Source organism: Rhodosalinus halophilus (assembly GCF_003298775.1).
GTDB lineage: Bacteria > Pseudomonadota > Alphaproteobacteria > Rhodobacterales > Rhodobacteraceae > Rhodosalinus > Rhodosalinus halophilus.
Window position 1 is genome coordinate 310,593 of record NZ_QNTQ01000001.1, and the last position, 26,494, is coordinate 337,086.

General features: G+C 70.2%; 23 protein-coding genes and 1 tRNA gene. 14 read left to right on the plus strand and 10 right to left on the minus strand.

Annotated elements, in window-relative coordinates; translation table 11 throughout:
• Positions 1-256 precede the first annotated feature (256 nt).
• Positions 257-2,536, plus strand: coding sequence for an NADP-dependent malic enzyme (locus DRV85_RS01420; RefSeq protein ID WP_113287636.1), 2,280 nt, complete (start codon positions 257-259; stop codon positions 2,534-2,536).
• Here DRV85_RS01420 and DRV85_RS01425 read toward each other — a convergent pair.
• The 4 genes from DRV85_RS01425 to DRV85_RS01440 form a co-directional block, all read right to left on the minus strand.
• Positions 2,527-3,006 carry a DUF6455 family protein gene (locus DRV85_RS01425; RefSeq protein WP_113287637.1) on the minus strand — a complete coding sequence of 160 codons (480 nt, stop codon included), beginning with the start codon at positions 3,004-3,006 and terminating at the stop codon, positions 2,527-2,529. The two genes, DRV85_RS01420 and DRV85_RS01425, sit on opposite strands and share 10 nt — an antisense overlap.
• Before the next feature lie 95 nt (positions 3,007-3,101).
• Positions 3,102-3,578 carry a PaaI family thioesterase gene (locus DRV85_RS01430; protein ID WP_113287638.1) on the minus strand — a complete coding sequence of 159 codons (477 nt, stop codon included), beginning with the start codon at positions 3,576-3,578 and terminating at the stop codon, positions 3,102-3,104.
• Entirely contained in the window at positions 3,575-5,341 is a 1,767-nt protein-coding gene (locus DRV85_RS01435; protein WP_113287639.1) for an ABC transporter ATP-binding protein, read from the minus strand. The genes DRV85_RS01430 and DRV85_RS01435 overlap by 4 nt, the downstream gene beginning before the upstream one ends.
• A complete protein-coding gene (locus DRV85_RS01440; RefSeq protein WP_113287640.1) occupies positions 5,338-6,033 on the minus strand; it encodes a fused DSP-PTPase phosphatase/NAD kinase-like protein in 696 nt (231 codons plus the stop codon). Before DRV85_RS01440 ends, DRV85_RS01435 begins: the two co-directional genes overlap by 4 nt.
• A 135-nt stretch (positions 6,034-6,168) precedes the next feature.
• Between DRV85_RS01440 and DRV85_RS01445 the strand changes: the two genes are divergently transcribed.
• A complete protein-coding gene (locus DRV85_RS01445; protein ID WP_113287641.1) occupies positions 6,169-7,407 on the plus strand; it encodes a pyridoxal-phosphate-dependent aminotransferase family protein in 1,239 nt (412 codons plus the stop codon).
• Positions 7,408-7,531: 124 nt separating this feature from the next.
• Entirely contained in the window at positions 7,532-8,305 is a 774-nt protein-coding gene (locus DRV85_RS01450) for a PRC-barrel domain-containing protein (protein WP_158540091.1), read from the plus strand.
• A 90-nt stretch (positions 8,306-8,395) separates the two neighbouring features.
• Here the strand turns inward: DRV85_RS01450 and DRV85_RS01455 are convergent, their stop codons facing one another.
• Entirely contained in the window at positions 8,396-8,707 is a 312-nt protein-coding gene (locus tag DRV85_RS01455) for an ETC complex I subunit (protein WP_113287643.1), read from the minus strand.
• 299 nt (positions 8,708-9,006) lie between these two features.
• Between DRV85_RS01455 and uvrB the strand changes: the two genes are divergently transcribed.
• Both uvrB and DRV85_RS01465 read left to right on the plus strand, forming a co-directional pair.
• A complete protein-coding gene (gene uvrB, locus DRV85_RS01460; protein WP_113287644.1) occupies positions 9,007-11,184 on the plus strand; it encodes an excinuclease ABC subunit UvrB in 2,178 nt (725 codons plus the stop codon).
• 199 nt (positions 11,185-11,383) lie between these two features.
• Positions 11,384-11,812 carry a hypothetical protein gene (locus DRV85_RS01465; RefSeq protein WP_113287645.1) on the plus strand — a complete coding sequence of 143 codons (429 nt, stop codon included), beginning with the start codon at positions 11,384-11,386 and terminating at the stop codon, positions 11,810-11,812.
• 192 nt (positions 11,813-12,004) lie between these two features.
• On the opposite strand, the gene DRV85_RS01470 is transcribed toward DRV85_RS01465, so the two are convergent.
• Positions 12,005-12,256: a TFIIB-type zinc ribbon-containing protein gene (locus DRV85_RS01470; RefSeq protein ID WP_113287771.1), complete on the minus strand. Its 252-nt coding sequence runs from the start codon at positions 12,254-12,256 to the stop codon at positions 12,005-12,007.
• Positions 12,257-12,444: 188 nt separating this feature from the next.
• Here DRV85_RS01470 and DRV85_RS01475 point away from each other — a divergent pair, with 188 nt between their 5' ends.
• The 5 genes from DRV85_RS01475 to DRV85_RS01495 are packed head-to-tail and all read left to right on the plus strand — an operon-like array spanning position 12,445 to position 17,604.
• Complete coding sequence (locus DRV85_RS01475; protein WP_113287646.1) at positions 12,445-13,734, plus strand: TRAP transporter large permease; 1,290 nt, start codon at positions 12,445-12,447, stop codon at positions 13,732-13,734.
• Between the two features lie 25 nt (positions 13,735-13,759).
• Complete coding sequence (locus tag DRV85_RS01480; RefSeq protein ID WP_113287647.1) at positions 13,760-14,740, plus strand: TRAP transporter substrate-binding protein; 981 nt, start codon at positions 13,760-13,762, stop codon at positions 14,738-14,740.
• A 4-nt stretch (positions 14,741-14,744) separates the two neighbouring features.
• On the plus strand, positions 14,745-15,308 hold the full coding sequence (locus DRV85_RS01485; RefSeq protein ID WP_113287648.1) for a TRAP transporter small permease: 564 nt from the start codon (positions 14,745-14,747) through the stop codon (positions 15,306-15,308).
• Positions 15,305-16,753 carry a M81 family metallopeptidase gene (locus DRV85_RS01490; RefSeq protein WP_113287649.1) on the plus strand — a complete coding sequence of 483 codons (1,449 nt, stop codon included), beginning with the start codon at positions 15,305-15,307 and terminating at the stop codon, positions 16,751-16,753. Before DRV85_RS01485 ends, DRV85_RS01490 begins: the two co-directional genes overlap by 4 nt.
• A complete protein-coding gene (locus tag DRV85_RS01495) occupies positions 16,750-17,604 on the plus strand; it encodes an alpha/beta fold hydrolase (RefSeq protein ID WP_113287650.1) in 855 nt (284 codons plus the stop codon). Before DRV85_RS01490 ends, DRV85_RS01495 begins: the two co-directional genes overlap by 4 nt.
• Before the next feature lie 44 nt (positions 17,605-17,648).
• On the opposite strand, the gene DRV85_RS01500 is transcribed toward DRV85_RS01495, so the two are convergent.
• The 3 genes from DRV85_RS01500 to dctP form a co-directional block, all read right to left on the minus strand.
• Positions 17,649-19,004 carry a TRAP transporter large permease gene (locus DRV85_RS01500; RefSeq protein ID WP_199525743.1) on the minus strand — a complete coding sequence of 452 codons (1,356 nt, stop codon included), beginning with the start codon at positions 19,002-19,004 and terminating at the stop codon, positions 17,649-17,651.
• A gap of 3 nt (positions 19,005-19,007) precedes the next feature.
• Entirely contained in the window at positions 19,008-20,321 is a 1,314-nt protein-coding gene (locus DRV85_RS19335; protein ID WP_199525752.1) for a TRAP transporter small permease subunit, read from the minus strand.
• 96 nt (positions 20,322-20,417) lie between these two features.
• Positions 20,418-21,512, minus strand: a complete 1,095-nt coding sequence (gene dctP / locus DRV85_RS01505) for a TRAP transporter substrate-binding protein DctP (protein ID WP_113287651.1) — start codon at positions 21,510-21,512, stop codon at positions 20,418-20,420.
• Between the two features lie 225 nt (positions 21,513-21,737).
• On the opposite strand from dctP, the gene DRV85_RS01510 reads away from it, so the two are divergent.
• A tRNA-Ala gene (locus DRV85_RS01510) sits at positions 21,738-21,813 on the plus strand.
• A 225-nt stretch (positions 21,814-22,038) separates the two neighbouring features.
• On the opposite strand, the gene DRV85_RS01515 is transcribed toward DRV85_RS01510, so the two are convergent.
• Positions 22,039-22,623 carry a hypothetical protein gene (locus DRV85_RS01515; protein ID WP_113287652.1) on the minus strand — a complete coding sequence of 195 codons (585 nt, stop codon included), beginning with the start codon at positions 22,621-22,623 and terminating at the stop codon, positions 22,039-22,041.
• A 525-nt stretch (positions 22,624-23,148) separates the two neighbouring features.
• On the opposite strand from DRV85_RS01515, the gene DRV85_RS01520 reads away from it, so the two are divergent.
• Genes DRV85_RS01520 through DRV85_RS01530 form a run of 3 tightly spaced genes read left to right on the plus strand, consistent with a single transcriptional unit; the run spans position 23,149 to position 26,490 of the window.
• The gene (locus tag DRV85_RS01520) at positions 23,149-24,615 is read left to right on the plus strand and encodes a serine/threonine-protein kinase (protein WP_113287653.1); all 1,467 of its coding nucleotides are present in this window, start codon (positions 23,149-23,151) and stop codon (positions 24,613-24,615) included.
• Complete coding sequence (locus tag DRV85_RS01525; protein ID WP_113287654.1) at positions 24,612-25,604, plus strand: FHA domain-containing protein; 993 nt, start codon at positions 24,612-24,614, stop codon at positions 25,602-25,604. The genes DRV85_RS01520 and DRV85_RS01525 overlap by 4 nt, the downstream gene beginning before the upstream one ends.
• Positions 25,594-26,490, plus strand: a complete 897-nt coding sequence (locus tag DRV85_RS01530) for a PP2C family protein-serine/threonine phosphatase (RefSeq protein ID WP_113287655.1) — start codon at positions 25,594-25,596, stop codon at positions 26,488-26,490. The genes DRV85_RS01525 and DRV85_RS01530 overlap by 11 nt, the downstream gene beginning before the upstream one ends.
• Positions 26,491-26,494: the final 4 nt, after the last annotated feature.

The window sequence follows — 26,494 nt, forward strand, 5'->3', positions numbered from 1 at the left end:
CGCCGACGCCACCGCCGCCGGGCGCGAAAGCGCCCGGCCGGACGGCGGGTCGATATGGGGCTGGGGCTGTTCGTGCCTCCTAGGGTAAGGGCTCCCGCCCCCCGCACAAGGGCGCAGGCGACGGATTCCCGTCACGAAATGTCGCTTTTCGACCTTTCGCGGGGTGCGCCTCTGCGCCACTGCCGGACAGCGCGCGCCCGTTGCACCGTTTCGGGAACTGGACGACAGTGCCTCCGCCAGAGGGAGGAGCCCGCCCATGACCGACAGCACGCGCGAGGCGCTGCGCGCCGCGGCGCTGGCCTATCACGCCGAGCCGAAGCCCGGAAAACTCGAGATCCGCGCGACCAAACCGCTGGCCAACGGCCGCGACCTGGCGCGGGCCTATTCCCCGGGCGTGGCCGAGGCCTGCCTCGAGATCGCGGGCGACGAGACGGCCGCGGCGCGCTACACTACGCGCGGCAACCTCGTGGCGGTGGTCACCAACGGCTCGGCGGTGCTGGGGCTGGGCGACATCGGCGCGCTGGCCTCCAAGCCGGTGATGGAGGGCAAGGCGGTGCTCTTCAAGAAGTTCGCCGGCATCGACTGCTTCGACATCGAGGTGAAGGAGTCCGACCCCGAGCGGCTCGCCGATATCGTCTGCGCGCTGGAGCCGACCTTCGGGGCGATCAACCTCGAGGACATCAAGGCGCCCGACTGCTTCATCGTCGAACGCCTCTGCCGCGAGCGGATGAACATCCCGGTCTTTCACGACGACCAGCACGGCACAGCGATCGTCGTGGGCGCGGCGGCGACGAACGCGCTGCGCGTGGCGGGCAAGCGGTTCGAGGACATCAAGGTGGTTTCGACCGGCGGCGGCGCGGCCGGCATCGCCTGCCTGAACATGCTGCTGAAGCTCGGCGTGAAGCGCGAGAACGTCTGGCTCTGCGACATCCACGGGCTCGTCCACGAAGGCCGCGACGTGGACATGAACCCCGAAAAGGCCGCCTTCGCGCAGGCCAGCGAAAAGCGGACCCTGTCCGAGGTGATCGAGGGCGCGGACCTCTTCCTGGGGCTCTCGGGACCAAGGGTCCTGACACCCGAGGACGTGGCGCGCATGGCCGACCCGCCGATCCTCTTCGCGCTCGCCAACCCCGAGCCCGAGATCATGCCGGAGGAGGCGCGCGCCGTGGCCCCCGACGCGATCATCGCGACGGGGCGCAGCGACTACCCCAATCAGGTCAACAACGTCCTCTGCTTTCCCTTCATCTTCCGCGGCGCGCTGGATGCCGGCGCGACCGAGATCAACGACGCCATGCAGATCGCCTGCATCGAGGGCATCGCCGAGATCGCGCGCCAGACCACCAGCGCGGAAACCGCCGCCGCCTACCGTGGCGAGGCGCTGACCTTCGGGCGCGACTACCTGATCCCCAAGCCCTTCGACCCGCGGCTCTCGGGCGTGGTGGCCACGGCGGTGGCGAAGGCGGCGATGGACAGCGGCGTCGCCGCGCGCCCCATCGACGACCTCGACGCCTACAAGCGGCGGCTGGAGGCCAGCGTCTTCCGCTCCGCGCTGCTGATGCGGCCAGTCTTCGAGGCCGCGGCGACGGCCCGGCGGCGCATCGTCTTCGCGGAAGGCGAGGACGAGCGCGTGCTGCGCGCGGCCCAGGCGATCCTTGAAGAGACGACCGAGACGCCGATCCTGATCGGCCGCCCGGAGGTGGTCGAGCGGCGGGCCGAACGCTACGGGCTCCAGATCCGCCCGGGCCGGGACGTCGAGATCGTGAATCCCGAGAACGACCCGCGCTATCGCGACTACTGGCAGACCTATCACGAGCTCATGGCGCGGCGCGGCGCGACGCCCGACATCGCCCGCGCGATCATGCGCACCAACACCACCGCGATCGGCGCGGTCATGGTGCACCGCGAGGAAGCCGACAGCCTGATCTGCGGCACCTTCGGCGAATATCGCTGGCACCTGAATTACGTCACGCAAGTGCTTGGGCGCGGTGGATTTCGCCCGCACGGCGCGCTCTCGATGATGATTCTCGAGGACGGGCCGCTCTTCATAGCCGATACCCATGTCCATGCCGACCCGGCGCCCGAGCAGATCGCCGAGGTGGCGATCGGCGCGGCGCGGCACGTCCGGCGCTTCGGGCTGACGCCCAACATCGCGCTCTGTTCGCAGTCTCAGTTCGGCTCGATGGCCGAGGGCACCGGCGCGCGCATCCGCGCCGCGCTCGAGATCCTCGACGCGCAGGAGGCCGATTTCGCCTACGAGGGCGAGATGAACATCGACGCGGCCCTCGACCCCGAGCTGCGCGCCCGTGTCTTTCCAGAGAACCGGATGCAGGGCGTGGCGAACGTGCTGATCTTCGCCCATGCCGATGCGGCCTCGGGCGTGCGCAACATCCTCAAGATGCGCGCGAACGGGCTCGAGGTGGGGCCGATCCTGATGGGCATGGGCAACCGCGCGCATATCGTGAGCCCCGCGATCACCGCGCGCGGGCTGCTCAACATGGCCGCCATCGCCGGCACGCCGGTGGCGCACTACGGCTGAGGCGGCCGCTCGGGCGGCGCGCGGCACGTCCTCGCGCGCAGACCGAGATCGGCGAGTTCGTCGTCGCTCATGTCGGTGAGGCGCAGAAGCGCGCGATAGCTGTCGTAGCCGTCGCGCAGCGCGGCCAGCGCCCGCGCAGGCAGCCGCCGGGTCCGCCCGGCCGACGGCCCCGCGGCCAGCGGCTGTTCCGGGCGCGGGCGCCATTCGCGGAACAGTCCGGCGTTGGGGCAGAAGCCGGGCGGCGCGGCGCCGGGCCGCGCCCCGGCGAGCCAGGCCTCGCAAGCCTCGGTGACGCGGCAGCTCTGGCAGCGGATCACGGCGCGGCGCAGCGCGGCCGCGCCGCAGCCGTGCCCCAGCCGGTCGAGATCCGCCCCGGTGGTCCGGCTCATGTCGCCGAAAAACCGGCTGCGCCGGTCGAGCCAGCGGGCGATCGCGGAAAACAGCCGCGGCGCGTGCATGAGGGTCGCCATCCTCGCCTCCCTGTTCACGGATTGCCGTGCGAGCCTGCGCCGCCTGCCGGCCCCGGTCCCTGCGCGGACGCAAACGCGCGTCCGCGCGGCGGGGTTCAGGGATCGAAGATCAGGCAGGTCGTGGTGGCGAAGGCGAGCGTCCGGCCCGCCGCATCCAGAAGCCGCCCTTCCGCCGTTCCGGTGCGCTGGCCGATGGTGACGAGCCGACCCTCCGCCGCGAGCGGGCCTGCGCCGGGCCGGATCGCGCGCGTGAGGTTTATCTTGGCCTCGAGCGTGGTCGAGGCGCGCCCGGCGGGCCGGGCGCTGTCCACCGCGCAGGCCATCGCGGTGTCGAGCACCGTCATGGCGAAGCCGCCATGCACCACGCCGGCGGGGTTGAGGAACCACTCGGGCGGGCTGACGCGCCAGCGCACAGCGCCCTCCTCGGCGTCGAGCAGCTCCATCCCCAGGTGCCCGGCCACCGGCGGATAGGGAACGGTGCCCGCGATGCAGCCGCGCAGGAAGTCGAGTCCGCTCATGGCCTGCAGTTCCTCGGGCGGCAGCAGGCCGGTGCGCCGGGGCGCCGCGCTCATGCCGGGCCGCCCTCGGGATCCTCGATCTGCAGGCGGTGCAGATCGGCATAGACCCCGCCGCGCGCGAGCAGATCCTCGTGCCGCCCGGTCTCGACCACGCGCCCCTCGTCCATGACCACGATCCGGTCGGCGTCGCGCACCGTGGAGAGACGATGCGCGATCACGAGGGTCGTGCGCCCCTCGCTCAGCCGCTCGAGCGCCTCCTGCACCATGCGCTCCGACTGGGTGTCGAGCGCCGAGGTGGCCTCGTCGAGCAGCAGCACCGGCGTGTCCCGCAGCAGCGCCCGGGCGATCGCCACGCGCTGCCGCTGCCCGCCCGACAGGTTCGAGCCGCGCGGCCCCACCGGCGTGTCGAGCCCGCGCGACAGCCGCGGCAGGAAGTCGGTGACATGCGCGGCGTCGAGCACCTCCTGCAGGCGGTCGTCCGCCACGTCCTTCCGGCCGAGCAGGATGTTCTCGCGCAGCGTCTCGTCGAAGAGCAGCGCGTCCTGGCTGACGACCGAGAAGAGGCGCCGCAGATCGCCCAGATCGAGATCCTGCACCGGCACGCCGCCCACGGTGACGCGGCCCGATTGCGGGTCGGCGAGCCGCGTGAGCAGATTGAAGACCGAGGACTTGCCCGCGCCCGACGGCCCGACGAGGGCGGTCTTCCTGCCGGCCTCGGCGGTGAAGCTCGCCCCGCGCAACGCGGCGGCGTCGCCGTAGTCGAGATACACCTCCTCCAGAACGATCTCGGGCACGCCCTGCGGGCGCTGCGCGGGATGGGCGGGCGAGGTGAGCGCAGGCTCGGTCGACAGCAGCTCCTTGATGCGCTCGATTCCGGCCGCGGCCACCTGCCAGACGCCGCTGATGTTGCCCAGCCGGCGCACGGGATCGAAGGCGAGCCCCATCGCGGCGAAGAACGACATGAAATCGCCCACCGTCTTCTCGCCCGCGATGATCTCGGCGCCGCCGTAGAAGAGCACCCCCATGAAACCCAGCCCCGACATGATGTCGATGAGCCCGGGGATCATCGCCTGTCCGGCGGCGGAGCGGGTCTGGGTGCGGACCCGCTCGCGCGTGAGCCGCGCATAGCGGGCCGCCTGGTACTCCTCGAGCGTGTTGAGCTTGACCGGCACGATGCCGAGGAAGATCTCGTTGAGCCGCGTCGAGAGCCCCGCCGCCACGTCGCGCGCGCGCCGCGCCTGACGGCGCACGTAGCGCTGCAGCAGGATGAGCGGCGCGAGCAGGATCGGCGCGCCGACGCAGGCGATCAGCGTCCAGACCCAGTCGACCCCGAGCGCCACCGAAAACAGCGCCACCACCGCGACGAGGTCGCGGCCGGCGCCGGTCAGGATCGTGCGCCAGACCTTGTTGATCGAGTTCACGTCGCCCTCGATCCGCTGCATCAGGTAGCCCGGCGGGTGGCTCTGGTGAAAGCTGCCGTCCAGGCGCATGAGGTGGCCGACGAGATCGGCCCGGATCTGCGCGGCGGACAGTTCCGACAGGCGCGTGAGCAGCACGCGATGCGCGACGCTGGCCAGGCCGCGGACCGCGAAGATGCCGAAGAAGGCGAGCGCGACCCAGGGGATCGCCTCGGCCTCGCCGCCGACGAAGATCCGGTCGAACATCGGCTTCATCATCCAGCTCAGCAGACCGAGCGTGCTGCCCTCGATGACCATGAACACCATGGCGGCGGCCAGAAGCGGCCAGCGCGGCCAGAGATAACGGCGCCAGAGCCACGCGAAGAGGCCGCGCGGATGCGGGGCGTCGTCATCGGTCATGCCAGGTCCTGCGGCGGGCGGCGCGCGTCGAAGCCGGCCTGGATGGCCTTGTGGTCGTATTCGCGGGCGATCCAGTCCTCGAAGGGGATCGCGCCGCGCCCGAGCCGCGCCGCGTAAACGTCGAGGATATAGTCCTGAACGCCCGTCCGGGTGCCCTTGAAGTGGATGTACTTCAGGCCGAGCTGCGCCTTGGCCTCTTCCACCGGCACGCCCTCGAAGACCATGAGATAGACCGCGGCGGCGAAGCCCGCCCGGTCGGCGCCGGACTTGCAGTGGAACAGAAAGGGGCGTTCCGCGGCGCGCATGGCGTCGATCACCGCCTGGATGCGCGCGCGCGATGCGGTCTGTCGCGCCCAGAGCTTGGCGTTGACCAGCGTCAGGCCGAGCGCCTCGCAGCTCTCCTTCTCGAAGAGATACTGCGCGTGCTTGTCCTCGCCGCGCAGGTTGATGACGGTGCGCACCCCCATGTCGCGGTAGCGCGCGAAGCGCGCATGCGTGGGCTGGTTCGAGCGGTAGACGCCCGGCGCCACCTCGAAGAAGTTCGTCCAGACCGTGCGCAGCGCGGCGTGGTCGAACATGTGGTAGTGCAGCCAGGCGAGACGGCGCTGGCCGGGCGTCGAGATGTCCGTGCCGAAGGACCTTCGCAGCATGCGTTCCCGGTCGTCCAGCCAGCTCCAGATTTTCGTCAGCATCGGGAGGGCGCCTGTCATCGCTGCCCGCCGTTTAGAGGCTCGGGCCGGCGCTGGCAAGCGCGGCGCCCGCGCCGGGGCGTTGACGCCGGCCGGGCGCCGGGTAGTGTCGCGCGGCCGCCACCGGAGTCGCAGTTCATGACGCTTTCGCAAGGCCGACCCTATCTCGCCATTCCGGGCCCTTCGGTGGTGCCGGACAGGGTACTCGGGGCGATGCACCGGGCCGCGCCCAACATCTACGAGGGCGACCTCATCGAGATGACCGCCGGCATCGCGCGCGATCTGCGCGCCGTGGCCCGCACCGAGGGCGAGGTGGCGATGTACGCCGCCAACGGCCACGGCGCCTGGGAGGCGGCGCTCGCGAACACGCTGGCGCCGGGCGACAAGGTTCTCGCGCTGGCCACAGGCCGCTTCGGCGAGGGCTGGGCGCAGATGGCCGAGGGCCTGGGGCTCGAGGTGGAGCTGCTCGACTTCGGCAAGCGCGCCGCGGTCGATCCCGACCGCCTGCGGGAGGCCTTGCGCGCCGACCGGGGCGGCCGGATCCGGGCGGTGCTGGTCACCCATGTCGACACGGCGAGTTCGGTGCGCAACGACGTCGCGCTGCTGCGGCGGGTGCTCGACGAGACCGCGCACGGCGCGCTTCTCATGGCCGATTGCATCGCCTCGCTGGCCTGCGACCGCTTCGAGATGGACGCCTGGGGCGTGGACGTGATGGTGGCCGGCAGCCAGAAGGGCCTGATGGTTCCGCCCGGCATGGCCTTCGTCTTCTTCAACGCCCGCGCAGCGGCCGCGCGGGCGCGGCTGCCGCGCGTGAGCCGCTACTGGGACTGGGCGCCGCGCGCCGCGCCCGAGCATTTCTACCAGTATTTCGGCGGGACCGCGCCCACGCATCACCTCTTCGGCCTGCGCGCGGCGCTCGACATGATCGCCGAGGAAGGCCTTGAGCACGTGCTCGCACGGCACGCCACGCTCGCCCGCGCGATCTGGGCCGCGTGCACGCGCTGGGGCGCAGGCGGACCGCTCGAGCTCAACATCGCCGATCCCGGACTGCGCAGCCATGCGGTGACCGCGCTGCGCATCGGCGCGCCGCACGGCGAGCGGCTGCGCCGCTGGATGGCCGAGGAAGCGGGCGTGACGCTCGGCATCGGCCTCGGCATGGCCGAGCCCGGCACGCCGGAGGCCGGCGGCTTCTTCCGCATCGGTCACATGGGCCATGTGAACGCGCACATGGTTCTGGGGCTGCTGGCCTCGCTCGAGGCCGGGATGCGCGCGCTGTCGATCCCCTTCGCGGCCGGCGGCGCGGCCGCCGCCGCCGAGGTCGTGGCACGGCCGGCCGAGACCGCGGGCGCCGAAACAGCGCAGCGTTCGACGGCCTGAGCGCGCCGGACCGGGAACCCCGGCCCCTCCCCTTCCGTTGCTCTTCCGAACCGCGCGCCCGGCCGACCGGGCGACCATCCCGATGCCGGCGCGCCGCGCCCGGCGCAGACCGAAGGAGGAGGACATGACGAAGTTCACGACGACTGCGGCGCTCTTCGCCGCCACGGCGCTGACCGCTGCGCCCCTTGCCGCGCAGGACGAGCAGGCGGACATGACCGCGCCGATCCAGGATGCGGAGGTTGTGCCGCTCACGCAGTGGACCTACGACGACCTCTATGCCGAGGGCGTGAGCGCCGAGGCCTTCATCGACGACATGGAGGTCTACAGCCCGAACGGCGAAGAGATCGGCGACATGGAGGATATCATCCTGAGCCCGGAGGGCGACGTGATCGCGATCGTCGCCGAGGTCGGCGGCTTCTGGGACATCGGCGACACCCATGTCAGCGTGCCCTTCGAGGAGGTCGAGATGACCGACGACGGCGAGGGCATCACCGTGCCGGTGACCGAGGAGACCGTCGAGGACTACGATTTCGCCGCCGACACCTTCGACCCGCAGGCAATGTCGGACGAGACCATGCCCGGCGTCGACGACGCCATGTTCGCGCCGCGCGCCTGGCGCGCGAGCGAGCTGATCGGCGACTACGCAAGGCTCCGCGACGGCGACACCTTCATGAATTACGGCTACGTCAGCGACCTGGTGCTGAGCGAAGGCCAGGTCGAGGCCGTGGTGGTGCAGCCGACCGGCGCCTACGGCGGTGTCGGCTACCGCGCCTATCCCTACTACGGCTACGCGGACGGCGCCGGCTGGACGGCCGGAAGCCCCTACTACGACATGCCCTACCGCGAACAGGACGTGGAGGACATGCAGCGCTTCGACTACGGCGACTTCACGAGCTGAGGGCGCATCCCCGACGCGAAAGGCCCCGTGCGCGACGCGCGGGGCCTTTTCTCTGCCCTGCCGCAATTCGGGCGCAGCGATGGTCCACGCTCAATGCGTCCACATACCCCGCCGGTCGGTGGCGAAGTTCTCGCCGTAGCCGCGCGGGCGGATGTTGGTCCGGCGCTTGTGCGGCTCGAAAACCTGCGCGTCGATGCCGTGCTCGCGCGCGTAATCGATCGCGGCCTCCTTGGTGTCGAAGGTCAGCCGCACCTGCGCCTGGGTGTCCGCCGAGGACGTCCAGCCCATCAGCGGATCGACCTCGCGCGGCTGATCGGGGGCATACTCCAGCACCCAGTGCCTGGTCTTGGCCGTGCCGGAGGAGGTGGCGGACCGGGCGGGCTGATAGATGCGCGCGGGCATGGGGGCCTCTCTGTTGTCCAGAACGCCTGCGAGATATGGACCAAGGCGGCCCCGCGGACAAGGGCCGCCGCGGCGCCGCGACCGGGCCGGCACGCAGACCTTGGCCATCCGGCCTTTCGCGGGGAGCGAGGGGTGGGTAAAATGCGATCGGCCGAACGGCCAAGGAGCTGCTTGCCGGAAAATCATACATCTTCGGTGTCACTTCAGGCAAACAGAATCGGCTGTTCCGCGCGAATTTCGCGCAGGCTTGAACGCCGCCCGCCAGGCCCCAGCTTGAGGTCTGCACAAGGAGCCCGCCCATGACCGACGCCGCCCTGCACGCCCCCGCCCCCGACGTGCGCGCCCGCCCCAAGCTGGAGGGCGGCAAGCGCTTCGTCATGCACACCGATTTCGCGCCCGCGGGCGACCAGCCCACCGCCATCGCGGAGCTGTCCGAAGGCGTCGAGAGCGGCGAGCGCGACCAGGTGCTGCTGGGCGCCACCGGCACCGGCAAGACCTACACCATGGCCAAGGTGATCGAGGAGACGCAGAGGCCGGCGATCATCCTCGCCCCCAACAAGACGCTGGCCGCGCAGCTTTACGGCGAATTCAAGGGCTTCTTCCCCGACAACGCGGTGGAATACTTCGTCAGCTACTACGACTACTACCAGCCCGAGGCCTACGTCCCGCGCAGCGACACCTACATCGAGAAGGAAAGCCAGATCAACGAACAGATCGACCGGATGCGCCACTCGGCCACCCGGGCGCTCTTGGAACGGGACGACGTGATCATCGTGGCCTCCGTCTCCTGCATCTACGGCATCGGCTCGGTGGAGACCTACGGCGCGATGACCCAGGACCTGAAGGCGGGCGAGTCCTACGACCAGCGCGCCATCATCGCCGACCTCGTCGCCCAGCAGTACAAGCGCAACGACGCGGCCTTCTACCGCGGCTGCTTCCGCGTGCGGGGCGACGTGCTCGAGCTCTGGCCGGCGCACCTCGAGGATCGCGCCTGGCGGCTGAGCTTCTTCGGCGAGGAGCTCGAATCGATCACCGAGTTCGACCCGCTGACGGGCGAGCGCACGGGCACCTTCGAGCAGATCCGCGTCTACGCCAACTCGCACTACGTCACGCCCAAGCCCACGCTGCAACAGGCCATCGTCAACATCCGCAAGGAACTGCGCCAGCGGCTCGACCAGCTGGTGAACGAGGGCAAGCTGCTGGAAGCCCAGCGGCTGGAGCAGCGCACAAACTTCGACCTCGAGATGCTGGAGGCCACGGGCGTCTGCAACGGGATCGAGAACTACTCGCGCTACCTCACCGGCCGCGCGCCGGGCGAGCCGCCCCCCACCCTCTTCGAGTTCATCCCCGACACGGCGATCGTCTTCGCCGACGAGAGCCACGTGACCGTGCCGCAGATCGGCGGAATGTACCGCGGCGACTACCGGCGCAAGTTCACCCTGGCCGAGCACGGCTTCCGCCTGCCCTCCTGCATGGACAACCGCCCCCTCAAGTTCGAGGAATGGGACGCCATGCGCCCGCAGTCGGTCTTCGTCTCCGCCACGCCGGGGCCGTGGGAGATGGAGCAGACCGGCGGGGTCTTCACCGAACAGGTGATCCGCCCCACGGGCCTTCTCGACCCGCCGGTGGAGATCCGCCCGGTGGAGATGCAGGTGGACGACCTGCTCGACGAGGTGCGCAAGGTCGCCGCCCGCGGCTACCGCACGCTCTGCACCACGCTGACCAAGCGCATGGCGGAGGATCTGACCGAATACCTGCACGAGCAAGGGATCAAGGTCCGCTACATGCACTCCGACATCGACACCATCGAGCGCATCGAGATCCTGCGCGACCTGCGGCTGGGCGCCTTCGACGTGCTGGTGGGCATCAACCTGCTGCGCGAGGGGCTGGACATCCCCGAATGCGGGCTGGTGGCGATCCTGGACGCGGACAAGGAGGGCTTCCTGCGGTCCGAGACCTCGCTGATCCAGACCATCGGGCGGGCGGCGCGCAACGCCGAGGGCAAGGTGATCATGTATGCCGACCGCGTGACGGGAAGCATGGAGCGCGCCATCGCCGAGACCGACCGCCGCCGCGCCAAGCAGCTCGCCTACAACGAGGAACACGGGATCACCCCCGCCACCGTGAAGAAGAACGTCGAGGACATCCTCGCCGGGCTCTACAAGGGCGACGTGGACATGAACCGCGTGACGGCGAAGATCGACAAGCCGCTGGTCGGCGCCAACCTTCAGGCCCACCTCGACGGGCTGAGAACGGACATGCGCAAGGCCGCCGAGAACCTGGAGTTCGAGGAAGCCGCGCGCTTGCGCGACGAGATCAAGCGGCTGGAGGCCGTGGACCTCGCCGTCCACGACGACCCGCTGGCCCGGCAGCAGGCGGTGGAGAAGGCCAGCGACGAGGCCGTGGGGAAGAGCGGGCGGTCAACGGCAGGGCGTGCGGGGCAGCGAGGGGGGAACGTGAAGCGGCGGGGGAGGTAGGGTGCGTGCTCGCCACGCACCCCGCGCCATTCCCGGAAAAGGTGCGTGAGATCACGCACCCTACACGTCCGCCGCAGCCGGGCAGCGCCTCACCGGAGCGCGGCATGCCTCCGTCCGATGGACCACCACGGGTGCGTGCGATCACGCACCCTACGCCCGGCCCCATGGCCGGGGCGCACGCCCGTCCTATCTCCCAATCATGCGCCTCGCCCTCGCTCTCTGCCTCCTCGCCGGCCCGCTCCACGCCTGGGAGTTCTCGGCCGATCCCCTCTGCACCCTCTCCCACGCGACGGAGGAGGCGGCGGTGGTCGTGACCCACGATCCCGCCATTCCCGAATACGCCATCACCATCACCCGGGCGGGCGCGCCCTGGCCCGAGGGGCCGGTCTTCGCCATCCGCTTCGACGGGCCGCACGGCCTCACGATCTCCACCACGCGCCACAGCCTGGGCGCGGGCGGGCGCGCGCTCACCGTCACCGATCGCGGCTTCGGCAATGTGCTCGACGGGCTTCAGTTCAACGACACCGCCACCGCACTCCTCGGCGGCGCGGCGGTGCCCTTCCCCCTCGAAGGTGCGGCGGAGCCGGTCGCGCGGTTCCGCGCCTGCGCCGCCGCGCCCGTCGCCTGAGCGTCCTGCGCGCAGGGCCTCCCCGCCAGACTCGGCATCAGGCGGCCGGGAGAGGGATCGTGCGGAGCGCCCCCGGGGGTCTGCTCGCCACGCAACGCGGGCGGTTCCCGTAGGGTGCGTGATATCACGCACCCTACGGGGTCTGGCCGGCGTTTCGGTGCGTGAGATCACGCACCCTACGGCGCGGGCCGCTCAGAAATCGAACAATTCGTCGAGGAAGCCGCCGCGTTTCTTCTTCTTGCGATAGCCGCTGTCGCGGTGGTCCTCGTCATAGACCGGACGGGCGGCTTGCGCCTGCGGGGCCATCTGCGCGGCGCTGCGCTCGATGATCTTGTCGAGTTCGCCGCGGTCGAGCCAGACGCCGCGGCACTGCGGGCAATAGTCGATCTCGACCCCGCTGCGCTCGGTCATCACCAGTTCGGTTCCGTCGATCGGGCACTGCATGGGGCTCTCCTTGATCATCGCGTCCGCCCTCAAGATGGGTCTCGCGCCCCGTCCGGGCAAGGCGGGCCGGCGGCGCGGCCGGCGCGGGCTTCCGCACCGTCAGCCCGGGTGCTAGCCTGCCCGCGGGGAGGACGGGCGATGCAGGCGCCGAGGGCAGAGGCCGGAGACCAGCGCGCGGGGCGCCGGGGATGATTCAGCTTGTCCCGGTCGTGGCGCTGCTTCTGCTGGCCTCGGGGCTGGCCCTCGCCTACGTGATCGGCGGTTCGGCGGTGCTGGCCTTTCTCGCGCTCGACCAGGGGCGCTACCTCGCCATCCTGCCGCAGCAGATCTTCTCGAAGATCGACGTCTTCGCGCTGATGGCGATGCCGCTCTTCATCCTTGCGGGCGAGCTGATGAACCGCGGCGGCGTCACCCGCGTGCTGATCGACGCGGCGATGGTTCTTGTGGGCCGGGTGCGCGGCGGGTTGGGCCACGTCAACATCCTGACCTCGGTGTTCTTCGCGGGCATCTCGGGCTCGGCGGTGGCGGATTCGGCGGCGCTGTCGAACACGCTGGTGCCGGCGATGCGCGAGCGGGGCTATTCGCTGCCCTACGCGGGCGCGATCACCGCGGGCTCCTCGATCATCGGGCCGATCGTGCCGCCCTCGATCATCCTGATCTTCTACGGCGCACTGATGCAGACCTCGGTGACCGCGCTCTTTCTCGCCGGCATCCTCCCGGGGCTGCTGCTGGCGGGCGCGCTCATGGTCGTCAACGCCGTCTGGGCGCAGGCCGCGGGGCATCCGCGGCTGGAGCGGGACGAGGTGCCGCCCGCGGGGCGCACGCTGCTGCGCGCCCTGCCAGCGCTGTCGCTGCCCCTCGTCATCCTGGGCGGGATCGTCTTCGGCTGGATGACGCCGACCGAGGCCGCGGCGGTGGCCGTGCTGGTGGCGCTGGGCGCGGGTCGCTTCTACGGCGGGCTGCCGGCCTCCGAGGTGCTGGAAGCGCTGCGCCGGGCGGCGATGCTGTCGGGCTCGATCTTCATCATCATCTCGGCGGCGGCCGCGCTGGGCTATCTCGCCGCGCTGGAGCGCATCCCGGACATGCTGGGCCAATGGGTGGCCGACATGGGGCTGGGGCCGGTCGAATACATGATCGCGCTCAACGTGCTCTTCCTCCTCGCCGGCATGGTGCTCGACATCCCCGTGGCGCTGGCGCTGCTGGTGCCGCTGCTGGCGCCCGTGGCGCTCGCGCAGGGGGCGGATCCCGTGCACCTCGGGATCGTGCTCTGTTTCAACCTCTGCATCGGGCTGGTCTCGCCGCCGCTCGGCGGCTGTCTGCTGGTGATCTCGGCGGTGACGGGCGTGAACTACTGGCGGCTGGCCGCCGCGGTGCTGCCCTTCGTGGCGGTGCAGATCGGGGTGCTGGCGGTGCTGGTCGGGGTGCCCGAGATCAGCCTCTGGCTGCCGCGGGCCTTCGGGCTCGCGGGAGGCGGTTAGCGAAGTCCAACCAAGGGAGAGAGAGATGAGACACGTCAATCTGCTGAAGGGCGCCACGGTCGCGGCGGCGCTGACGCTCGCGCCGGCCGCGCAGGCCCAGGTCAAGGTCGCGCTCGACAGCCCGCCGGACCTCGAGGGGTCGGGCAGCTATGTCTGGGCGCACAGCTTCGTCAATTACCTGAACGAGAACGGGATGGAGGCCGAGGAGTTCGCGCGCGGCGCGCTGGGCGGCGACGACGAGCTCTTCGACCAGGTGAGCCAGGGGCTGCTGGAAGTCTCCATGTCGCCGCTCAACATCGTCGGCTCGATCGACAAGCTGATCTTCGGGCTGCGGCTGCCCTACTTCTTCAAGGACATGGAAGAGGTGGACCGCGCGCTCGAAGAGGGCGGCATGCTCGAGCGGATCAACGCGGCGACCACCGACGCGGGCGTGCGCGTGCTGTCGGTCAATGTGGTCGGCGAGGCGACCGGCATCTTCAACACGAAAAAGCCGGTCAACTCGGTGGCCGACATGGAGGGGCTGCGGATGCGCGCCCTCGACGAAAGCCAGATCGAGCTCTACCAGGCCTGGGGCGCGACCGGCACCATCGTGAGCTGGGCCGAGGTGCCCAATGCGCTGCAGACCGGCGTGGCCGACGGTTATCTAAATCCCGCCTTCGTCCCGCTCCTCTTCGGGCACACCGACTTCATCAGGTATTTCACCGACGCCCGCATCGCGCCCTCCCTGCGCATCACCATCGCGTCGGAGGACTGGTATCAGGGCCTGAGCGAGGAGGACCGCGCCACGGTGGACGCCGCTGTCGAGGCGGCGACCGAGGCGAACCGCGAATGGCTGGGCACCCAGGCCGCGGTGATCGGCAAGCTGCGCGAGGCGGGCGTCGAGGTCACGGAGCTGTCGGAGGCCGCGCGCGCCGAGTTCCGCGAGGCCTCGGCCACGGCCTACGACAGCTGGCCGCTCTCGGCGGAGCAGATCGACGCCTGGGAAGCCGCCAAGTCGGGGAACTGAGGCCATGCGGGCGGCGGCGCGCGCGCTCGACCGGCTGTCGGCGATGCTCAACGGCATCGCGCTCTGGGGCGCGGTGCTGGCCGTGGCCGTGATGGTCGGCGCGGCGGCGTGGCAGGTCGTCGCCCGCTACATCCTAGACAGCCCGCCCGTCTGGACCGAGGAGGCCGCGCGCCGCGCGATGGTCTGGGCGGGGATGCTTGGGGCCTCGGCCGCCTTCCGCGCGCGCAGCGATCCCACGCTCTTTCCCGCCATGCGCGAGATCGGCGGGGGCCCGGGCCTCGCGCTGGCCACGGTGCGCGGCCTGGGCGTCGTCCTCTTCGCCGCGCCGGTGATCTGGTTCAGCCTCTACGGCCCGAACATGAACCCCGCGCGCGGCTTTCTGGGCCGCAGCCTGGACCGCACGGCCGAGATGATCCCCGTCTCCATGATATGGTTCACCTCGGCCGTGCCCCTCGCCTTCACGCTCATCCTGATCCACCTCGCCGCGGATCTCGCGCTGCGCGCCACCGGCCAGCACGGCCATCCGGCGCAGCCGGCCGATCCCGCCGCCACGGAGCCTGCCGAATGAAAGTCCTGATCGCCGCGCTGATCACCGAGACCAACAGCTTCTCGCCGCTGCCGACAGGGCGCATCGCCTTCGAGGAATCGGGCGTCTTTCACGGCGACGCGACGCGGCACCCGGTAAGCTACCAGACCGGCGCGCTGCATCGTTGGCGCGAGGCCGCCGAGACGCGCGGCTGGGTCGTGGCCGAGAGCCTCGCCGCCGCGGCGCAGCCGGCGGGGCCCACGGTGCGGCCGGTCTACGAGGGCTACCGCGACGAGATCCTGCGGGACGCAGAGACCGCGCAGCCCGACATCGTGCTGCTCTCGCTGCACGGCGCGATGATCGCGGACGGCTACCCCGACTGCGAGGGCGACCTGATCGCGCGCCTGCGCGCGCTGCTGCCCGAGGCGGTGATCGGCGCCACGCTGGATCCGCACTGCCATCTGACCGAGGCGATGCTGGAGAACGCCACGGCGCTCGTCGCCTTCAAGGAATACCCGCATGTCGACATCCCCGCCCGCGCCGACGATCTCTTCGCGATCTGCGCGGATGCCGCGGAGGGGCGGACGCACCCCGTCATGGCGGAGTTCGACTGCCGCATGATCCTCGCCTATCCCACGCCCGAGGGGCCGATGCGCGACTTCGTGGACCGGCTCTTCGAGCGCGAGGCGCGGCCGGGCCTGCTGTCCGTCTCGCTCGCCCATGGCTTCCCTTGGGGCGATCATCCGCGGACCGGCACGCGCGCCTTCGCCGTGGCCGACGGTGACGCGGAGCTGGCGGCGCGCACCGCGCGCGAGGTGGGGATGGACCTCTATGGCCTGCGTCACGCGCTCCACCAGCCGCAGGCCGACATCGCGCAGGCGCTCGAACTCGCCCTGCAGGCGCCCGACGGGCCGGTGGTGCTGGCCGACATGTCCGACAACCCCGGCGGCGGGGCGCCCTCGGACGCCACCTTCCTGCTGCGGGCCATCCTCGAGCGGGGGCTCAGCAACGTCGCCACGGGCATCTTCTGGGATCCGGTCGCGCTGCGGATGTGCCGCGAGGCGGGCGAAGGCGCGACGCTCGATCTGCGCCTCGGCGGCAAGTGCGGACCGATGTCGGGCGACCCGCTCGACCTGCGCGTGACGGTCCGCAAGCTCGCCTCGGGTCTCACGCAGCGCTTCGGGGAACTGCCCGTCTCCCTGGGCCAGGCCGCCTGGATTGAGGCCGACGGCATCGACATCGTGCTCAACGACACCCGCACGCAGACCTTCCACCCCGAGGCCTTCACCGGCCTCGGCATCCCGCTCGCCGACCGCCGGATCGTCTGCGTGAAATCCTCGAACCACTACCAGGCCGGATTCCGCCCGATCGCGGCGCGCATCGTGCCGGTGGCAACGCCGGGCGCCATCACGCCGGACTTCGCCGCGATCCCCTACCGGACCCGCACGCGTGACTATTTCCCGGCCGTCGCGGACCCGCTCGGATGACGGCCCTGATCGAGGCCCGCGACGCCTTCGCGGCGGCGCATCCAGAGGGCCGCGTCGCGCTCGGCGGCCGCGACTGGGGCGTGATCGAGGCCGGCGCGCCGGGCGCGTCCGGCCTCCTGCTCATTCCCGGCACGCTGGGCCGCGCCGACATCTTCTGGCAGCAGATCGCGGCGCTGGAGAGCCGTCTGCACCTCCTCGCGGTGAGCTATCCCGCGACGGGCGACATCGGCGCATGGACGCGCGACCTGCTGGAGCTGACCCGCGCCCGGGGCATGGCGACCTTCGCCGTGCTCGGCAGCTCGCTCGGCGGCTATCTCGCGCAGGCGCTGGCCGATTCCGCGCCCGACCGCGTGTCTCATCTCTTTGCGGCCAACACGCTCGCCTCGGCCGCGGGCCTCGACCAGCGGCCGCCCTATTCCTCGGATCTCGACGCGGCCCCGATCGAGCGGCTGCGCGAGGGTTTCGCGGGCGGGCTGCAGAACTGGGCCGCCGCGCACCCCGAGCAGGCGGGGCTCGTCGCGCTGCTGCTGGGCGAGGTGGGCGGCCGTATCCCGGAGCCCGAACTCCGGATGCGCCTCAAGGCGCTCAAGCAGGCGCCCGAACTGGGGAAGCCTGCGATCGACGGCGCGCGGACGACCGTCATCGAAGCCGCCGACGACCCGCTGATCCCCGCGCCCATGCGCGAGGGCGTGCGCGCCCGTCTCCGGCCCGGCGTCACATGGCGCTTTCGCTGGGGCGGGCACTTCCCCTACGTCGTGCGCCCTCTCGCCTACACGGGCGTGATCGAGCGGACGCTGGGCCTCGCCGACCCGGGCGACGGCGTGCAACGGGGCGCGCTCCGCGAACTCTGATCGCGGCGCGCGCCGTCTGCCGGGCGCTGCCCTCCGCGCTCCGTTCAGCCGTAGACGATCCCCGGCAGCCAGGTGATGATCCCGGGAAAGGCCATGCAGAGCCCCAGCCCCACGATCTGCAGGAAGAGGAAGGGCAGCGCCGCCTTGAAGATGTCGGTCATCGGGATCTCGGGCGGAGCCACGCCGCGCAGGTAGAACAGCGCATATCCGAAGGGCGGGCTGAGGAAGCTCATCTGCATGTTCACGAGGTAGAGCACCCCGAACCACAGCACGAGGTCGTCCTCGCTGCCGAGCCCGAAGGACTCCGCGCCGAGCCCGCGCACGATCGGCACGAAGATCGGCACCGCGAGCAGCAGGATGCCCACCCAGTCGAGGAACATGCCCAGGATCACCAGCACGACCATCATGACGACCAGGATGCCCCAGGGCCCGAAGCCGGTGGCCGCGAGCGCGCCCTCGACGAACTGCTGCCCACCTTCGAGGACGTAGAGGCCCACGAAGATCGTCGCGCCGAACATGATCCAGATGACCATGGCGGAGGCCTTGAGCGTGGTGAGCGAGGCCTCGCGGATGGTCTGCCAGTCGAGCCGGCGGTGGATGGCGGCCACGATGAAGGCGCCGAAGGTGCCGATGCCCGCCGCCTCGACCGGCGTGGCGATGCCGGTGAAGATCACGCCCAGCACGATCACGATGAGCGCGATGGGCGCCGACATGTTGCCCAGAAGGCGGATCTTCTCGCCGCCCGAGATGCGCTCTTCCACCGGAATGGGCGGGCCGAGGCGCGGGTTGATGTAGCTGCGCAGCACGACGTAGGCGACATACATCCCCGACAGCAGCAGGCCCGGAAAGACCGCCCCGATGAAGAGCTCGCCCACCGACTGCTCGGCCACGACCGCGTAGATGATTGCGAGGATCGAGGGCGGGATCAGGATGCCCAGCGTGCCCCCCGCCATGATCGAGCCCATGGCGATCTGGGGGTCGTAGGCGCGCTTGAGCATCGCGGGCAGCGCGATGATCCCCATGGTCACAACCGCCGCGCCGATGACGCCCACCATCGCGGCCAGCACCGTCGAGGCAATGATCGTCGCCGCCGCGAGCCCGCCCTTCAGGCTGCCCAGCACCTTGTAGATGACGTCGAACATCTCGTTGATGATGCCCGCCCGCTCCAGCATCGCCGCCATGAAGATGAAGAGCGGAATGGCCGAGAGCTGATAGTTCGTCATCAGCGGAAAGATGCGGCTGGGCACGATGTTGAGCGCGCGCGCGTCGCCCAGCAGGAACAGGAAGACGCAGGCGAGCCCGCCGGTGACGAAGGCGAGCGGCAGACCCGCCATCAGCAGCACCAGCAGCGAGCCGAACATGATGAGCGTGAGCAGCTCGATTCCGATGTCGAGACCCATGCCTCAGTACCCCCTGACGACGATGCGCAGATCCTGCGCGAGCTTCGAGACGCCCTGCAGCACCAGCAGGAGGCCACCCACCACCATCACCCACTTCATCGGCCAGAGCGGGATCTCCCACTCGTTGAAGCTGATCTCGCCCCAGCGGATGTTGGGATCGGTCCACTGCGACATGTCCCAGTTCGCCGCGACCTCGGCCAGGCTGATCTCGCCGCGCGCCCAGTCCGAGACCAGCGCGTTGCCGGAGGGCACGGCGATCGCGTCCATGGCGAAGGTCCAGGACGTGAAGAGCAGCGTGAAGGCGAAGATGAAGAAGAAGACCGAGGTCAGGATGTCGGTGATCGCCTTTCGCCGTGGCGACATCCGGGCGTAGAATACGTCCACGCGGACGTGGCTCTCGGTCAGCATCGCGTAGGCGCCGGCCACGAGATACTGCATCCCGAACATCAGATACATCGCCTCATGCGCCCAGTTGGTCGGGCTGTTGAAGACGTAGCGGCTGATGACCTCGAAGTAGTAGACGAAGACGGCGATCACCGCCCAGTAGGCCACGAACTCGCCGCAGAAGAGCGACAGCCGGTCGATCCAGCCAGTCCAGCCGGGCGAGACGAAGCGCGCGTCGCCCGCCGTCTCCTCGGCGTCCTCGAGCGCCGCCTGGGCCTCTTGCTCGTCCTCGGTGGAGAGGCGGCCGTTGGCCTTGCTGACCATCGCGGGCAACAGCAGCGCGTCCAGCGCGATTCCCGCGAGCAGGATGTAGAAGGCCCAGCGCGCCACGCCGGCCCAGTAGTCGAGATCGGCGCGCGCCGCCTCGGCCACGGGCTGCGCCTCGGCGAGTTCGGCCTCGGCCTCGGCGATGGTCGCGCGGCCGCGCTCGATCGTGCGTTCGGCGCGCTGGAGCTGCCGCTCGGCGCTGCGCAGCGCGAAGGAACCTTCCTCGGCGGCCTCGGCCTCGGCCCGCAACTCCGGCAGCGAGGCTTCCGCTTCGGACACGCGCGCGCGCTCGCGCTCGAGCGTCCGTTCGGCCACCCGGACGGTGTTGCTCGCGTCCGAAAGGGCGCTGCGGGCGTCCTGCCCCTGCGCGTTGGCGAAGAGGATGGCGAGAAAGACGGGGATGAAGAGCAAGCCCCAGAGATTGCGCAGATAGAAGCGGTGCAGGCCCAGCATGCCCCCGGTGACGAGGATCATGTAGCCGAGGCTCAGCGAATAGGTCCGCCGTTCCGGCCGCGGGCGTCGGGCCAGTGCCATCGCGACGATCGGAAAGACGATCAGACCGACCCAATAGGCCCAATGCGGCAATGTGTAACCCAGCTCGGGCATCTCTCCCCTCCAGTTGCCCCTCGGCGTCGAGCGCGCCCGCCGAAAAGGGCCCGCGCCTTGCCGGCACGGGCCCCTCGGCCGGGCGATGCGCCCCGATCAGAGCTCTTCGCCCTCCACCATCAGCGGATCGACGTAGCCCAGCGAGCCGGACATCATGTAGTCGAGCTGGATCTTGAAGACGCGCGCGGAATCGGGATCGCGCCGCGCGTAGTTGTACCAGATCGGCACGGCCACGTCGGTCATCAGCTCCACGTCGTCCTGACTGAGGCGCGTGATCTCGACGCCGTCGGCCTCGAACTTTGGCCAGGCTTCCTGATCGGCCTTCTGGATCGCGGCGTGGTGCATGTCGGAATAGACGTGCGTCTCCATCTCGACGAACTGCTTCATCTGCGGCGACAGCGCGTCCCAGGCGTCCTGCCGGACGGTGATGTCCATCAGGTCCACCGGCTGGTAGAGCGACATGAAGCCCGGCGGGCCCATCACGATGTAGTCGGTCACCTGGCTGAAGCCGAGCGCGTAGTTCACCGCCGGACCCACGTAGTCGGCCACGTCGATGGTGCCCTTCTCGAGCGCCGGGAAGATCTCGGAGCCCGGCAGCACGGTGGTCTCGGCGCCGATCTCGGTGAAGACTTCCGCCACCATGCCGCCCGGCAGGCGCATCTTGCGGCCGCGGAAGTCGTCGATCGAGCGGATCGGCACCTTGGAGTGGATGATGTTCGGCCCGTGGTGGACGGGGCCGACGAAATGCATCCCCTGCTTGGCGAAAAGCTCGCGCGCGATGTCGAGCCCGCCGAGGCTGTAGTAGAAGACGTCCCACTCGTGCGGGTTGCGCAGGCCCAGCGGATAGGAGGTCAGGAAGACCGCCGCCGGAATGATGCCCTGCGCATAGATGGTGAAGGGATTGATGGCGTCGAGCACGCCGTTCTTCACCGCGTCGTAGAGCTGGAAATCGCCCACCACGTCGTTGGCGCCGAAGGGTTGGAAGGCGAGCTCGCCGCCCGTCTTCTCGACGATGGACTCGCACCAGTCGCGGAAGATCTGCAGGCCGGCGCCGCCGGGCCAACTCGTCTGGATCTTCCAGGTGGTGGTCTGTCCCTGCGCGGTGGCGATGGCGGGCGCGGCGAGCGTGGCGGCGCCGGCGGCCGCGACGCGGCCCAGCGCCGCCCGGCGCGAAATCGGGCGTCGTGTCATGTGGTCCTCCTCCCAAGAGCCGGTTTTTTGGTCGTTGTGCCCCACAATGAAGCAAGGCGCACACGACCGTACCGCCAAGCTTCCCGCAGGTAAAGCCGCAGCGCGCCGGACCGTGCGCGCGACGCCGGCCCGGTCGTTGCCGCGAAGGCGCGCGCCGCCGCGGCCGCCGCGCCTTCTCGCCCCTCTTGACCCTGCACCCGATCCGACGCATATCCGCGCCGCGTCGGGGCCGTAGCTCAGCTGGGAGAGCGCGTCGTTCGCAATGACGAGGTCAGGGGTTCGATCCCCCTCGGCTCCACCATCGCATCCACGACAATCTGCCGGATCCGCGCGCCGGGCCACGTGCAGGCTGCCGCGTCCTGCTGTCGTCAGATGACGCGGCGAGGCTTGCCGCCGCCCCGTCCTGGTGGCGCATCCTGATCCCGTCCGGGCGTCTCATTCCGCTCAAGGGCATGCGGCGCAGATCGTGGGAAGAGGTGTCGCAGAGCAACGGGCCCCGACGGGCTGCCCGTCCGGCACGCCGCCGTCACTGGGACAGCTTCGTCTTGACCATGTTATTCAGGACGCTGTTCACGGCCTTGACGCAGGCTTCCTCGTAGCCTTCTTCGCGCATGCCGCACGCGACCATGTCCTGATAGCTCTCGATCGTGTTGATCTTGTCGAGCACCCCGCCGGCGATGGCAGCGATCCCTCCGCCCGCCGCCATCGCGCCTACCAGCGGCCCCTGTATCACGCCGAGCTGCAGCCGGGACTTGTAAGCTTCGGCGCGGCGTATGAATTCCTGCTGCGACATCGTTCCCTTCGCCTCGGTCGCTTCTGCGATGAAGCGCTTCTCGAAGGCGAGGAACTCCGAACCCGACCGCCAGAAGAAGGGCACGTAGAGCAGCCACCATTCCCGCGTCCCGCGGAAGAACCAGACCTGTTCATACCAATGCCATTTCTGGCCCAGCTCTTCCCAGATCCAAGTGAAATAGAGGCCGCGGTGCCAGGGATCGATCTCGCGGCCGGCGATCTTGCGCTCGAAAGCCGATAGCCGATGCCTGACCTGATGCGGAGTCGGCGTGAGAATGCGGACCAAACGGCCCTCGGGTCTGTCGCGTTCGGTGGCCATGATGCGCCTTTTCGATCAGCGTCCGGAAGGAGGCCGGACATATCCGCAAGCGACGATGGACGCGCCGCGACACGGCCGGATGCCCGCCCGGGGACGACGCCTGTTTCGCAAGCAGCACACGCGTCGCGCGACCTGGACGATCGGCTCCGCGGCGGCAGCTCGCCGCCCGCACGGAGTGAGACAAGTTGTCGCAGACTAGCACGATGCTGCGTTCGGTGAAAGGCCGGCTGCGGCCGCCCGATCGTGCGGGAACCGGCCGCGGGGCTTCCTCGGGACCGGTGGCGCGGAGACTGCCCTGCCCGCGGGCCGGAGAGATGCGAAGCACCCGCTTCGCCCCGGCAGGGGACCGACCGGAGACGATCGGGGGGCACATGACGCCATATCGTCCGCTTCCCGCCTTCATTCCGTCACTATTCGGCGCATTCTGATCAACAAGCAAAGGTTGAACGCACTTGTCGCCTCAATCTTGTCCGATGCCAGGGTGGAGAATTGTCTGAACCGGCAACACAATTCGCGGAAAGCCGCGTGGAGGTCTACGGGGACGAGCTGCCCCCCGGCGCCGAGCTGTGCCAGGGGCAGTACACGATCGAGTGTTTCCTGAACTCAGGCGGCTTCGGCATCACCTACCTCGCCCGCGACAGCCTCGGGCGGAAGGTCGTGCTCAAGGAGTGCTTCCCGGCCGTGATGTGCTGCCGGCACAGCGGGACGGTGCATGTCCGCTCGCGCTCGAACGAGGCGGAGTTCGAGAAGATCCTCGATCTCTTCGGGCGCGAGGCACGCGCGCTTTCGGAGCTCGACCACCCCTACATCGTGGGCGTTCACCAGATCTTCCGCGACAACGGCACGGCCTACATGGCGATGGACTACGTCGAAGGCCGCGATCTGCTGCAGGTGATCGAGGAGACGCCCGAGCGCCTCGGGCCTGCGGAGATTTCGGCCCTGCTGGTCAAGCTTCTCGACGCCGTGAGCTACATGCACGACCGCGGCATCCTGCATCGGGACATCTCGCCGGACAACATCCTGCTCGCCGAGGACGACTCGCCCGTGCTGATCGACTTCGGCGCGGCCCGCGAAGGCGCCAGTCGGGTCAGCCGCGTCCTGTCGCAGGTCATGACGGTCAAGGACGGCTACTCGCCGCAGGAATTCTACATCTCGGGAAGCCGGCAGGCGCAGTCCAGCGACCTCTATGCGCTCGCGGCCACCTTCTATCACCTGATCAGCGGAAACGCCCCGCCGAGCAGCCATTTGCGCCTCGCAGCGGCCGCGAAGAACGCCGAGGATCCGCTCGCGCCGCTGCCCGAGACGCTCGCCGGCTACGACAGGCATTTCTGCGAGGCGATCAACCGCTGCCTCAGCGTCTTTCCCCAGGACCGGCTCGAGAGCGCGCAGGCCTGGCGCGACATGATCGACATCGAGCGCCGCCAGCGCATGCTGCTCGAGAAGGCGCGCAACGACAAGGAACTGGTCCGGCGGGTGGCCGAGATCGTCAGCCAGTCGCGCAAGGACATGGCCGAGGCCGACCCCGAGCCGGAGCCCGCGCCCTCCATGCCGAAGCACTACGGGCCGCGGCCCGTGATTCCGCCCGCCCCGCCGAAGCGGCGCCGGGTGGCGGACGCGGCACCGCCGAGCGACCTTCACGATCTCGACGACGCGCCCGCGGCGGCCCGCGAGGTGCAGCCTGCTTGCACGCCGCCGCCAAGGCCCGCCCGGCCACGGAAAGCGGCCAAGCCCGGCCGCCCCGAGAGAGCCGCCCATGCGGCCGAGCCGACCGCGCACCGGCACGCCTCGGCCCCGGCAGAGGCGCCCGAGGCCGCGGGTCTCGAGACGCACGAGGCAATGCCGGCGCGCGCTGCCGCTCCCGCTCCCGCGCCCCTGCGCGAGGCGACGGCCGCCGGCGTCTCGAAGCTGCGCAGGATCATCGCCGCGACCGGCCGGTTCTACTCGGTCGCGAGGAAGTTCGACTCGTTCTCGGCACAGGAGGCCATGAAATGAGACAGCTGCGTGAAGTCATCGTGCGGCGGCGCCCGCTGCAACTGGACGAGGCGGGCAAGCGCGTCGACGAGCCCGCGGCAGAGCGGCCCGAGCCGACTCGCCCCGTCCCGGCCGAGCCGTCCGATGCGGCCGCAGAGACCACCGTGCGCTCGCTGGCTGCCAGCATGCGCGCGACCGAGGCGCCCGCGGAGGCCGAACCGGCCCCCCTCCCCGACATGGAAACGCCGGACGCGGACGACACGGACGAGAGCGCCGCGGCAGAGGCCGAGGCAGCCGAGCCGCACGCGCCGCCGCGCCGGAACATCTGGGACATCGAGCAGGACGACGAGCAGGCCCGCGTGCTGGACGCCCTTCGGGACGCGCCGGAACCCGACCCGGAGGACGAGGTCGGGCAGGACGATCCCGAAGACGCGTTCGCGGCGCGGGTCAAGGCGGCGGCGCTGCGCCGCGAAGAGCCCGCCGCGGAGCCGTCCGAGCCGGGCCGCGCCGTCCCGGCGGAGGCGCCCCGCCCCGCCGCGAACGGCGGAAGCCGGGTCAAGACGCGCATTCTCGGCTTCCATTCCGAGGAGATCGCCGTCGACGCCCTGTCGGCGACCGCCGAGCGACCGGCGGCGACCGGGGCCTTCCCGGCGGGATGGCTGGTCATCGTCGATGGGCCGGGGCGCGGCACCTCCTTCACGGTGACGGCGGGCGTCTCGACCATCGGCCGCGGCGAGGATCAGACGATCTGCCTCGACTTCGGCGACGCCAGCGTCTCGCGCGAGAACCACGCCTCCATCGCCTACGACGAGGAGCAGGCCAAGTTCTTCATCGGTCACGGCGGCAAGCGCAACATCGTGCGGCGCAACGGCAACCCCGTGCTGGCGACCGAGGAGCTCGATCACGGCGACCACATCCGGGTCGGCAAGACCGAACTGCGCTTCGTCGCTTTCTGCGGACCGGAGTTCAGCTGGACCCCGGCGCAGGAAGACCGCGAGCATGACGGCTGACGTCGGCGTGCTGCGGTTCGACGTATCGTCCGCGCTTCTGCTGGGCGCGCGCGACCGCCAGGAGGACGCGGTCGCCACGGCCTTTTCGCAGGGCGCCGACGTCGGCTTCGCGGTTCTCTCGGACGGCATGGGCGGCCATGCCGCCGGCGATGTCGCGAGCCGCATCATCGTCTCGGAGATCTTCGCCGAGCTCACGATCCGCACCACCCTGCCGGGCTTCCGCCCGGCGGGCATCCCCGTGATGCTCAGAGAGGCCGTGCAGGCGGCCAACCGCTGCCTGCGCGCCAACATAGACGCCGATCCCTCGATGCACGGGATGGGGGGCACGGTGATCTCGATCGTGCTTGCCGACGGGCGGCTGCACTGGATCTCGGTCGGCGACTCCGTGCTCTATCTCTTCCGCGACGGCAAGCTGATCCGGCTGAACGAGGATCACTCGATGGCGCCTCAGATCGACCTGATGGTCCGCAAGGGCCTGATCGACGTGGAGGACGCGCGCGATCATCCGCAGCGCAACTGCCTGACCTCCGCCCTGTTCGGCGAGGACATCCCGGCGATCGACTGCCCCGACACCCCCGTGCCTCTGCGGCCCGACGACCTGGTGCTGGTGGCGAGCGACGGGCTCGAGCACCTCTCGGAAGACGAGATCGCCGCCCTGTTGCGTCGCTGCAAGCGGCGCAGCAGCGGCGATATCGCGAGCCGGCTGATGGCGGGCGTGACCGGGATGAACGACCCCGAACAGGACAATACCTCGCTCGTGGTCGTCAAGGCCGACCGCAAGGCGGCCGGCGCACGCAGACCTTTCATGTCGTTGCTGAACATGGAGTCGGTCTTCGCGGGCCTGCAGACGCTGGCGCCCGAACGCCGGCCGCTTGGACGGAGCTGACGCG